Below are 10,953 nucleotides of genomic sequence, written 5' to 3' on the forward strand. Positions count from 1 at the left end.
AACCTGGTACGCCTGGAAATGGCGCGCACCGCTGAACAAGCCAAGTGCGCCCCTAGTGATATCAGCTTTGTGTTCGCCTTGTCAGCATTTCAATTCGAGATGCAGCATGTCGCGGCCTTGCAGGCCCAAGGAAACATACCTGGCGTCTTGAAACGTATGCGTGAAAGGATGCTACTCGAACTGAATGTCTACCGACCCGGCCGAAAGTTCGACCGGGTCACTAAAGCCAAGCCCCAGCGTTATCCCGAGCGCCGCCTTCGAAGAACCTTAACTTAACGGCATTAGGGTCAGAGCCCTTTTTAAAGCAACACCGGGCTCTGACCCCTCCGTGTCCTGACCCCTCCGTGTCGTTACACGCTACCTTTTGGCTCGCCCCGCGAGACGCTGCGCGCCCGCGCGCCCTCCGCTTGTGCTCCCACAACATGCAGGATGGGTGGCTTGTTTAGAGTCTCGTAGGCCGGCCGGTGGCAGACCTACAAGGGGGAGCAATGGCGATTCGTTATGGCTGCTTTTTCAGCTATGCCCATGGGCGGCATGAGCTGATGCAGCGCTTCAAGGCCACGCTGGCCGATGCGCTGCGCTGTTACCTCGAACCGTATTTCGACAACGAAGACGAACTGTTCGTCGACACCGAACAACTGGGCGGTGGCGACGACCTCGACCGCAAGATCGCCCGCGCGCTGTGCGAAAGCGCGTGCATGGTGCTGATCTACACGCCCAAATACGAGGCCCACGCCTACACGCGCCGCGAGTACGCCGCGATGCGCCTGATCGAGGCCGAGCGCAGTATGTGGTACACGCTGCCGAGCCAGCTGATCATTCCCGTCATCATGACCCAGCACCCCGACCGGCTGCCGCCGCAGATCAGCGAATCCACGTTCTACGTCGATTTCTCGCGCTTCACGATGGCGACGGCCGATCTCAAATCGAATCCCGATTTCCTGCCGGACATCGACAAGATGGTCCGGCGCATCGTGACCCATTACCAGTACCAGAAAAAGACCACGCCTCCGGCACATGACTGCAACCAATTCGTACTTCCCGCTGTCCCACCCGCATGGCGTGAGTTACCCGATCCAACCTTCCCCAAAAAATGAGGAGCCTTATGGAAACCAACCGCATCACCGCAGTACCGGCCGGGCAGGCCGGCGAGGTGACGACGTTCTACTCCTACGACAGCGCACCCGTGCGCAGCCTCGCGCTGGCCCATGCCGCGTGGCTGCTCGCCGGGCGCGCGCATGCGAAGACACCGGTGCTGATGATCGACTGGGACCTGGAAGCGCCAGGCCTCCACCATTATTTTCCCTGCACGGACGAGGGCCAGGGCGGCGGCGGTCTGCTCGAACTGTTTGAAGCTTGCGGCGAACAATTGCACGGCAACACATCGAGCGACGATGCCGACGCCCTGGCCGGGCGCGTGCTCGACACGCTCGACTGGGACGACTACATCGTGCGCGTCGACGACAGCCGCCCGCTGTACCTGATGCGCGCCGGCCGCTTCGACGACAGCTACGGCGAGCGCGTCGACCGCCTCGACTGGGACGCGCTGTTCTGCGCCTGCCCGGCCCTGTTCCGCACGTTCGCGGCCCACGTGGCGCGGCGCTTCGCCCATGTCCTGATCGATTGCCGCGGCGGACGCTCGGCGGCGGCCAGCGTCTGCACGGCGCTGTTGCCGGACAAGATCGTCGGCCTGTTCACGCCCGACGCGCGCAGCCTGGACGGCCTGCAGGGCGTCGTCGCGCGCGCCCTCGACTACCGCTGCAGCCACGAGGACGAGCAGCGCCCGCTGCTCGTCTATCCGCTGCCTTGCCCCGTCGACGGCGCAGCGGATGCGCGGCTGCGCTGGCGCTTCGGCGACGCCCAGCGCGGCCAGCCCGGTTACCAGGCCAGGCTGGAGCGGATGCTGGCCGAGTGCTATGGCCTGTCCAGCGTTGCGCTCGACAGCTACCTCGACGAAGTGCAACTGCCGCACGCCACCATCGTCGGCTTGCCGCCGGCCGGCGGCCGCATCCATGCGGGCGAGCGCGACCGGTGCGGGCCGCAACGCGCCATCGACACCCTGCTCGAATGGCTGGCGCCCGGCCATTTTCCGTGGCGTCCGCTGCCCGAGGTGCGGCTCGTGCAGGCCGTGGAGGCGCTGGGCGAACGCGCGGCCGATCCGCAGGCGCCCGCGCTCGTGCGCGAACTGGCCCGCCTCGCCCAATTGTATTTGGGGCAACAAAGCGAACTGGAAGCGGCGCGCCGCATTGAGCAGCATGTGATCGCGCTCGAGCAGGGCCTGCACGCGATGGAGGAGGGCAAGCGCGGCCATGCGGCGTCGCGGCGCCCCGGCGAACCGCCGCCGGACGCGCTGGACGACAAGCTGTCGCGCCTGCAGGAATTGATCGACAGCCGTAGCCCCCACGAGGCGCGCGCGCTGGCGGACAGCCTGCGCTCGACGATCCTGCGGCCGAGTGTGGCGCATCCGCTACGACGGCGCGGGGCCGCGATGATCAAGCAGGTCTACCTGCAGGAAGGCGACAAGGACGCGTTGCTGTCGTTTACGCTGGACGAGGTGTCGTCGCTCGAAGGCGCCCTGATCCAGGCGGCGGGAGGGCGGCCGCTCGTGCCGGGCTGACGCGCGGGCGCCGCTCCGGGGGCCAATAAATGTGCCGTCCGATAGGTCGATCTTGCCGTTGCTTCAGGTAAAATCGGTGCATGCGTATCCTTATCAGTAACGACGACGGCTATCTCGCTCCCGGCATCAACGCCCTGGCCGATGCGTTGGCACAGGTCGCCGACATCGTGGTGGTCGCGCCCGACAGCAATCGCTCGGGCGCGTCCAACTCGTTGTCGCTGGACCGCCCGCTGTCGGTGGCTAAGGCTGCCAATGGTTTCTATTTTGTCAACGGCACCCCGACCGACTGCGTGCACATCGCATTGACGGGGATGCTGGACACACGCCCCGACCTGGTCGTTTCCGGCATCAACAATGGCCAGAACATGGGCGACGACACCTTGTACTCCGGTACGGTGGCGGCGGCGACGGAAGCGTATCTGTTTGGCATCCCGGCCATCGCGTTTTCCCAGGTCCACGGCGGTTGGGCCGAGGTGGAATCGGCCGCGCGGGTGGCGCGCGACATCGTGCTGCGCCGTTTCGAGCTGATCGAGTCGCCGTTCCTGCTGAACGTAAATATCCCGAACGTGCCGTACGACCAGATGGGACCGCTCACGCCCACCCGCCTGGGCCGGCGCCACCAGTCCGAGCCCGTCGTCCGCGGCCACGATCCGCGCGGGCGCGAGATCTTCTGGATCGGGGCGCCCGGCGCCTGCCGCGACGCGGGCGAGGGCACGGACTTTTACGCGACGAGCCAGGGTTGCGTGTCGGTGACCCCGCTCCAGGTCGACCTCACGCACCGCGACCAGCTCGACTTGCTGCGGCGAGGGCTCGGATGAGCGAAAAGCGCAGCCAGTTTCCTCTGCCGCTCTCGTCCGTGACGGGCGGGAGCACGCGAAAGCCCGCTGCGCCGGCGCCGGTCGCCACGCCGCAGACGGCGACCCAGAACGCGCGCGAAAACAACCAGCACCGCACCGGCGCCGCGCCCGGCGTGGCGGGCACGGCCAAGCCGGCCACGGTGCAGCCGCAGCAGACGGTGGTGCGGTCCGACCTGGCCGCCACGGAAGCGCCGCGCCGGGCGATGGCGGCCAGGACCGCGCGCCAGGGCGTCAAGGATGCGCAGGTGCTGGCCGCGCTGGAAATCGTGCCGCGCCATATGTTCGTCGAACCTGGCATGCTGGCGCAGGCGTACGTCGACATCTCGCTGCCGATCGGCCATAACCAGACGATTTCGCAGCCCTATATCGTGGCCCGCATGATCGAGCTGCTGAAGGGAAGCGGCCCGCTGCGCCGCGTGCTCGAGATCGGCACGGGCTGCGGCTACCAGGCCGCGGTGCTGTCGTTCGTGGCGCAGGAGGTGTATTCCATCGAGCGCATCAAGCCGTTGCACGAGCTGGCGAAGGCCAATCTGCGCCCGTTGCGTATCGCCAATCTGCGCTTGCAGTACGGAGATGGTATGCTAGGGCTCCCGCAGGTGGCCCCGTTCGACGGCATCATCCTGGCGGCGGCCGGTCTCGAGGTGCCGCGCGCACTGCTCGAACAGCTGGCCATCGGCGCCCGACTGGTGGCGCCCGTCGGTGCTCAGGTCCAGCACCTGCAGCGCATTACTCGTACCGGCAAGGCGGAATGGACCAGTGAAACGCTGGAAGCCTGCCATTTCGTGCCGCTGAGGCCAGGCATCGCTTGAATGCCAGAATGTTGTAAAAGAATTAAAGAGAGAATGAAACCCACACCCCGCTTAGCCCTGTTGACCCTCAGTCTCGGCCTCCTGTCCGCCTGCAGCACCGAGACCCGCGTAGCCCCCGTGATCGACCGTCCGACCCCGACCGCTTCGAGCTTCCGTCCGCGCCCGCAACCGGCGCCGACGCCGGCCGCCGAAGAGACTAAACCGGACGCGCGCGGCACCTATACGGTGCACCGCGGCGACACCCTGCTGCGCATCGCCCTCGACCACGGCCAGAATTACCGTGACCTCGTCGCCTGGAACAACCTCGCCGATCCGGACGACATCAAGGTCGGCCAGGTACTGAAGGTGGCGCAGCCAGAACGCGGCGCCGGTGCCGTCGTGACGTCGCCCATCGCCATGCCGGGCGCGGAAAAGCCTGCCCCGGTGCCCAGGAAGACGGAGCCGAACGGCGCCAAGAAGCCGTACAGCGAGTCGAACCTGGCCAAGGAAGAGAATCCGAAGGCGGAAAAGGTGATCTCGGCCGGCGTCACGGCGGGCAGCACCGTCACCGCCAGCGACGACGAGAAACTGAGCTGGATGTGGCCGTCCGACGGCAAGATCATCGCCACCTTCGACGAAGGCAAGAACAAGGGCATCGACATCGCCGGCAAGATGGGCCAGCAGGTGATGGCGGCCGGTTCCGGGAAGGTGATGTATGCGGGCAGCGGCATTCGCGGATATGGTAATCTCGTGATTGTTAAGCACAGCAACAGCCTGCTGTCGGCCTACGCGCATAACCGCACCATCCTGGTCAAGGAAGGTCAGAACGTGACCAAGGGCCAGCCGATCGCGGAAATGGGCGATTCCGATGCCGACGCGGTCAAACTGCATTTCGAGATACGCCAGCAGGGCAAGCCGGTCGACCCGGCCAAGTTCCTGCCCAGTCGCTAGAGAGAGCCGATGACGCAGCCGACCGATCCGCTGGACCACGACGCACCGGACGATAATCCGGATGAGCCGCTGGACGACGGCGAGTTCGGGGCGGATGGCGCCGACCGTGCTGAGCTGCTGCCGGAAGCGGCCGTGGCGGCGGTCGACACCGTCGACGAGCTCAAGAGCGTGCTGCAGGCCGAGCTCTCGACGGACACCACCCAGCACTACCTGAACCGGATCGGCGCCAAGCCTTTGCTCAGCGCCGAGCAGGAAGTGCAGTACGCCACGCTGGCCAAGGCCGGCGACTTCAACGCGCGCCAGAAGATGATCGAGCATAACCTGCGGCTCGTCGTCTCTATCGCCAAGCATTACATCAACCGCGGCGTCGTGCTGCTCGACCTCATCGAGGAAGGCAATATCGGGCTGATGCGCGCGATCGACAAGTTCGAACCGGAGCGCGGCTTCCGCTTTTCGACATACGCGACGTGGTGGATCCGCCAGAGCATCGAGCGCGCGATCATGAACCAGGCCCGCACCGTGCGCCTGCCCGTGCACATGGTGCGCGAGCTGAACCAGGTGCTGCGCGCCAAATACCACCTGGAAGCCCAGCACCACGACGGCAAGGAAGCGAGCGCGGAAGACATCGCCAGCCTCGTCGGCCGGCCGGTGGAAGAAGTGCAGGACATCCTCGCGCTGTCCGAACACGCCACGTCGCTCGACGCGCCGCTCGACAACGATCCGCAGAGCAGCCTGATGGACATGCTGCCGGACGAGGGCGACGTCAGCCCGGACGCCCACGCGGAGCAGCACGAGATGACGGTGCTCGTGCGCGACTGGCTGCAGAAGCTGCCGGACAAGCAGCGCATCGTCGTCATGCGCCGCTTCGGCCTCGACAACGACGACCCGGCCACGCTGGAAACGCTGGCCGAGGAGATGGGCGTGACGCGCGAGCGCGTGCGCCAGATCCAGCAGGAAGCCCTCGTCAAACTGAAACGGGCGATGGCCGCCCGTGGCGTCGTCCGCGATTCCTTGCTATGATGCCCGGCTGGCCGGAATGGGCCAGTTTTTACTTGGTGTACGTCACGCATGCACACCGTCGTACCCGCGCGGGCGGGAACCTAATTCGTTGACCAATACTGACGCATGTTTCGGCTGCGCGCCGAACCTGGGTCTCCGCCTCCGCGGGGACGACGTGCTTGCTACCTGTCCTAGTTCCCATCGTCTTCAACCATGCAAGAAACCTTCATCAACATCAAATCCCTCGACATGGACGCGCGCGGCGTCGGCCACCTGGAGAACGAGGACGGCTCGCCGGGCAAGGTGATCTTCGTCGAGGGCGCGCTGCCCGGCGAGCGCGTCAGCTTCGAGACCCTGCGCAAGAAGAAGAACTGGGAATCGGGCCGCATGGTCACGCTGCAGAAAGCGTCGTCGATGCGCGTGGAGCCCAAGTGCCCGCATTTCTGGCACTGCGGCGGCTGCTCGATGCAGCACCTGGAGCCGTCGGCCCAGGTCGCGATGAAGCAGCGCGTCCTCGAAGACAACCTGTGGCACATCGGGAAGACGAAGGCCGAGAACATCATGCGGCCGATGTACGGCCCCACCTGGGACTACCGCTACCGCGCCCGCCTGTCGGTCCGCCACGTGGCCAAGAAGAACACGGTGCTGGTCGGCTTCCACGAGCGTCATTCGTCGTACGTGGCCGACATGACGAGCTGCGAGATCCTGCCGGACAACCTGTCCGCGATGCTCGTGCCGCTGCGCGAGCTGGTCGGCGCACTGTCGATCTACCAGCAGGTGCCGCAGATCGAGGTCGCCGTCGGCGAAGAGACCACCGTGCTCGTGCTGCGCATCATGGCGCCACTCTCGCCCGCCGACGAGACGCTCGTGAAAGCGTTCGCGGACCAGTGGAACATCCAGTGGTGGCTGCAGCCGAAAGGCCCCGACACCGCGGCGCCGTACTACCCGCCCGGTAAAGAGTTGTATTACACGCTGCCGGAATTCGGCATCAGGATGCCGTTCAAGCCGACCGATTTCACCCAGGTCAACCACCAGATCAACCGCCTGCTCGTGCACAAGGCATTGACCTTGCTCGACGTGCAGAAGGACGACCGCGTCGCCGACCTGTTCTGCGGCCTGGGCAACTTCACCCTGCCGCTGGCCACGCAGGCGCGCGAGGTCGTCGGCATCGAAGGCAGCACGGCGCTGACGACGCGCGCGCTGGAAAACGCCCGCGCCAACGGCCTGGCCGACAAGACGACGTTCTACACGCGCAACCTGTTCGAGGTGACGAAGGACGACCTGGTCGCGCTCGGCAAATTCGACCGCATGCTGGTCGACCCGCCGCGCGACGGCGCCGTCGCGCTGGCCGTCGCGCTGGCGGAACTGCGCCTGACCCATCCCGACCTCATGCCGCAGCGGATCGTGTACGTGTCGTGCAGCCCGTCGACGCTGGCGCGCGACGCCGGCATCCTCACGCACCGCGCCGGTTATGTGCTCAAGAAGGCCGGCGTGGCGAACATGTTCCCGCACACGTCGCACGTGGAATCGATCGCCGTATTCGAGCGCCTCGACGAGTTCCAGCCGCGCGAATTCAACGCCCCGCCGGCGCCGCAAACGTCGAACGGCACCTGACGCGTGGCGTGGGGCACGGTGTGGCACGACCGGTCGAGCAGTAGGGTGGGCTGCCCCCGCCCACGCGAACGCCGCGCAGACGCACACGCCGCGCAGACGCGAACGCCGCGTGGACGCGAACGCCGCGCGTGGGCACAGGGTGCCCACCCTACCGCGCAGTCACCCGGTCGAGCAGCGCGAACAATCCTTCGGGGTCCACCGGCTTGACGAAGTAGCTGTCGAACCCGGCATATGCCGCGCTCGCCTGGTCCGACTGCTGGCCATACCCCGTGATCGCGACGAGCGTCGCCTCCGCACACGCGGGCAGCTGGCGCAGGCGGCGGGCCAGTTCGTAGCCGTTCATGCCGGGCAGGCCGATGTCGAGCAGGAAGGCGTCGTAGCGTGCCTGCGCGGCCCGCTCCAGCGCCTCGCCCGGGTGGTGCATCACCGTCACGCGGTGGCCGCCGGATTCCAGCAGCAGGCCCAGGGTCATGGCGGCGTCGACGTTGTCGTCCACGAGCATCAGCGACAGGCCCCTGGCCGTGCCGGGTGAGTGCGCGCCGCACGTGGACGTGTCGCCGCACGGCGTCGCCGCGTCGTGCAGGCGCGGCAGCCGGATAGTGAATTCGCTGCCCAGGTTGCGGCCCTTGCTGGCCGCCGTCACCATCCCGCCGTGCAGCTCCACGAGACTTTTCACGAGGGCGAGACCGAGGCCCAGGCCGCCCTGCGAGCGGTCCGGCGTGCGCTCGGCCTGCGAGAACAAGTCGAACACGGTCGGCAGCAGTTCGGCCGAGATGCCGATGCCGTTGTCGGACACGCTCACGAGCACCTGCTCGGGCGTGATGCCCATCCAGACCGACAGCTCGCCGCCTTCGTGCGTGTACTTGGCGGCGTTGTTCAGCAGGTTGGCGACGACCTGCACGAGGCGCTTGGGGTCGCCCTCGACGATGGCCGGTTCCGGCGCCAGGTGCAGCGTCAGCTGGTGGCGGCGGGCCTCGATCAGCGGGCGCACCTGTTCGACGGCGTCGCCGATCACGCGGCGCAGGTCGACCTCGTCGCGGCCGAGCACCACGAGGCCGCGCGTGACGCGCGAGACGTCCAGCAGGTCGTCGATCAGGCCCGTCATGTGCGCCACCTGGCGCGCGATGATGGCGCTGGTGCGCTCCACGCGTCCCGCGTCCGGCGGCCCCATGTTCAGCAACTGGGCGGCGGCCGAGATCGGGGCCAGCGGATTGCGCAGCTCGTGCGCCAGCATCGCCAGGAATTCGTCCTTGCGGCGGTCGGCCAGGCGCAGGGCGTCTTCGGCGCGCACGCGTTCGACGGCGCTCCAGGCGCGCTCGGCGACGTCCTCGATCAGGCGCACGATGTCGGCGCTCCACACGCGCGGCAGGTTGTCGTTGATGAACAGGCAGGACGTCAGCGCGCCGTTGCGGTTCAGCGGCACGATGACGCTCGAGCGGATCTGCAGCGCGGCGTAGTTCGGCCAGACCTCGGGACCGCTCGTGCGCGGATCGCGCTGCAGGTCGCTCGAGACCCACGTGCCCTGGGCCAGCGAGCCGAAGTTGGACGTGCCGAACAGGGCGGCGGGAAAGGTGCCGTTCAGTTCGGCGACGATGCCGTCCGTGTAGTTCGAATGGAAGGTCACGAGCTGCTTGTCGGCGTCGTAGTCACCGTACAGCACGCGGCTGGCCTGCAGGAAGCGGCCCAGCATGGCGCCGGTCTGCACGAAGATCTGGGACGGGTCGTTCAGGCGGCGCAGCAGGTCCGACACTTCGAGCCGGAATTCGTTCATGTCGAGCAGCGTGGTCTGGCGCGCCACGGCATCGCGCAGGGCCTGCTCGGCGCGCACGCGGTCCAGCGCTTCCCAGCTGCGCTCGGCGATGTCGGCGGCGAGGCGCTGCGTTTCCTCGTCCCAGTCGCGCGGCAGGGCGGAATAGCCGACCAGGGCCGCCACGAGCCGGCCGCGCCTGACCTTGGGCACGACGAGGATCGCGCGCGCGCCGGCCGCCGCGTAGTGCTCGCCGCGCGCGGGCAGGCGCGGGTCGGCGATGGCGTCGCGCACGGCCAGCGGCGAGCCGGTGCGCAGCAGGGCCAGCGCCTGCGGGCCGAAATCGTCGAGGCGGGCGCGCCGTCCGATGAGCGGGGCGCTCGTGTCGCGGGCCCAGTCGTGCATCACTTCGAAGCTGCCGTCGGCTTCGTCCGTTTCGACGTAGCAGGCGCGCTCCAGTTCCAGGTGATTGCCGAGCAGGCTGCACGAGCATTCGATGATATCGGACGGGTGGTGCATGCGGCGCAGGCTGTCCACCACCTGCAGCTGCACGGCATGGCGCCGTTCGAGCTGCACGCGCTGGGTCGTTTCGCTCGTCACGCACAGCACGCCGCGCACGATGCCGCTGTCGTCGCGCAGCGGCGAGTACGCGAGCGTGAACCACGCGTTGTACGGCTTGCCGTCGCGGTCGACGGGGCTGGGCACGTCCTCGCCATACGTGGCGTGGCCGGCGAGTGCGCGTTCGACGAGCGGCTTCAGGCCGGGCCAGCGGTCGGGCCAGACCTGTGCCAGCGGGTGGCCGAGCACGGCCGGGTGGGTGCTGTCGAGGAGGGGAATGAAGGCGGCGTTGTACAGCAGCGCCAGGTGGGGGCCCCAGGCGAGGTACATCGGGAATTCGGATTCGAGGATCAGGCTGGCCGCATTGCGCAATGCGGGACTCCATCCGTCCGGCGGGCCGAGCGGCGAGCCTGACCAGTCATGGACGTGGTAACCGGCGCGGACCGCACCGGTACTGTCGAGGAGATGAAAGTCGCGCGTCGCTGCTTCCATGCTGATCGCTTCCGAGTCCGAAAGCGGTCATTCTATGCGCAAATGCATAAGCTGTAACAGCTATGAAAAAAAATACATTTTCCGCGCAAGAAGGTCCGTTGGTATCTGGAGAACAAAATGTCTCCACGGGACCATTCGGGGCGGCAAATTCGTACTTATGCCGGTTGGATTGAGTTCAATGGCAAGACTATAGCGAAGGTCGCGCGCGCGCGGCGCACGGGACGTCAATACGTATTCTGATGGACGTCGGGGGGGGCCCCCCCGCCCCCCCCCCCGGTGTAAACACAACCCCTCCCATAAAAAAAGTCGGCCCCCCCCCACCGGATGTTG

General features: G+C 67.0%; 8 protein-coding genes and 1 pseudogene. 8 read left to right on the top strand and 1 reads right to left on the bottom strand.

Annotation, left to right across the window (positions count from 1 at the left end; genetic code table 11):
- From U9J41_RS24445 to rlmD, 8 genes and pseudogenes are all read left to right on the top strand, one after another.
- A pseudogene (locus U9J41_RS24445) lies at window positions 1–276 on the top strand (IS4 family transposase); the annotation flags it as partial.
- Window positions 277–488: 212 nt separating this feature from the next.
- A complete protein-coding gene (locus tag U9J41_RS24450; RefSeq protein WP_322404747.1) occupies window positions 489–1,097 on the top strand; it encodes a toll/interleukin-1 receptor domain-containing protein in 609 nt (202 codons plus the stop codon).
- An 8-nt stretch (window positions 1,098–1,105) separates the two neighbouring features.
- Complete coding sequence (locus tag U9J41_RS24455) at window positions 1,106–2,617, top strand: hypothetical protein (RefSeq protein ID WP_322404748.1); 1,512 nt, start codon at window positions 1,106–1,108, stop codon at window positions 2,615–2,617.
- 80 nt (window positions 2,618–2,697) lie between these two features.
- The gene (gene surE, locus U9J41_RS24460; protein WP_322404750.1) at window positions 2,698–3,435 is read left to right on the top strand and encodes a 5'/3'-nucleotidase SurE; all 738 of its coding nucleotides are present in this window, start codon (window positions 2,698–2,700) and stop codon (window positions 3,433–3,435) included.
- Window positions 3,432–4,283 carry a protein-L-isoaspartate(D-aspartate) O-methyltransferase gene (locus U9J41_RS24465; protein WP_322404751.1) on the top strand — a complete coding sequence of 284 codons (852 nt, stop codon included), beginning with the start codon at window positions 3,432–3,434 and terminating at the stop codon, window positions 4,281–4,283. The genes surE and U9J41_RS24465 overlap by 4 nt, the downstream gene beginning before the upstream one ends.
- 33 nt (window positions 4,284–4,316) lie before the next feature.
- Window positions 4,317–5,213: a peptidoglycan DD-metalloendopeptidase family protein gene (locus U9J41_RS24470; protein ID WP_322404752.1), complete on the top strand. Its 897-nt coding sequence runs from the start codon at window positions 4,317–4,319 to the stop codon at window positions 5,211–5,213.
- A 9-nt stretch (window positions 5,214–5,222) separates the two neighbouring features.
- Window positions 5,223–6,233 (top strand): RNA polymerase sigma factor RpoS, encoded by a 1,011-nt coding sequence (rpoS, locus tag U9J41_RS24475; protein WP_322404754.1) that lies wholly within the window; start codon window positions 5,223–5,225, stop codon window positions 6,231–6,233.
- Window positions 6,234–6,425: 192 nt separating this feature from the next.
- Window positions 6,426–7,826 carry a 23S rRNA (uracil(1939)-C(5))-methyltransferase RlmD gene (gene rlmD / locus U9J41_RS24480; RefSeq protein WP_322404756.1) on the top strand — a complete coding sequence of 467 codons (1,401 nt, stop codon included), beginning with the start codon at window positions 6,426–6,428 and terminating at the stop codon, window positions 7,824–7,826.
- Between the two features lie 148 nt (window positions 7,827–7,974).
- Here rlmD and U9J41_RS24485 read toward each other — a convergent pair whose 3' ends face one another.
- A complete protein-coding gene (locus U9J41_RS24485; RefSeq protein ID WP_322404758.1) occupies window positions 7,975–10,623 on the bottom strand; it encodes a hybrid sensor histidine kinase/response regulator in 2,649 nt (882 codons plus the stop codon).
- Between the last annotated feature and the right edge of the window lie 330 nt (window positions 10,624–10,953).

Origin of the sequence: Massilia luteola (assembly GCF_034420155.1) — a bacterium.
GTDB classification, from domain to species: domain Bacteria; phylum Pseudomonadota; class Gammaproteobacteria; order Burkholderiales; family Burkholderiaceae_D; genus Telluria; species Telluria luteola.

What these genes read in the sequence shown, in the direction of transcription:
- U9J41_RS24450 (WP_322404747.1), top strand. Translation starts at nt 489, where the DNA reads ATGGCGATTCGTTATGGCTGCTTTTTCAGCTATGCCCATGGGCGGCAT.
- U9J41_RS24455 (WP_322404748.1), top strand. Translation starts at nt 1,106, where the DNA reads ATGGAAACCAACCGCATCACCGCAGTACCGGCCGGGCAGGCCGGCGAG.
- surE (WP_322404750.1), top strand. Translation starts at nt 2,698, where the DNA reads ATGCGTATCCTTATCAGTAACGACGACGGCTATCTCGCTCCCGGCATC.
- U9J41_RS24465 (WP_322404751.1), top strand. Translation starts at nt 3,432, where the DNA reads ATGAGCGAAAAGCGCAGCCAGTTTCCTCTGCCGCTCTCGTCCGTGACG.
- U9J41_RS24470 (WP_322404752.1), top strand. Translation starts at nt 4,317, where the DNA reads ATGAAACCCACACCCCGCTTAGCCCTGTTGACCCTCAGTCTCGGCCTC.
- rpoS (WP_322404754.1), top strand. Translation starts at nt 5,223, where the DNA reads ATGACGCAGCCGACCGATCCGCTGGACCACGACGCACCGGACGATAAT.
- rlmD (WP_322404756.1), top strand. Translation starts at nt 6,426, where the DNA reads ATGCAAGAAACCTTCATCAACATCAAATCCCTCGACATGGACGCGCGC.
- U9J41_RS24485 (WP_322404758.1), bottom strand. Translation starts at nt 10,623, where the DNA reads ATGGAAGCAGCGACGCGCGACTTTCATCTCCTCGACAGTACCGGTGCG.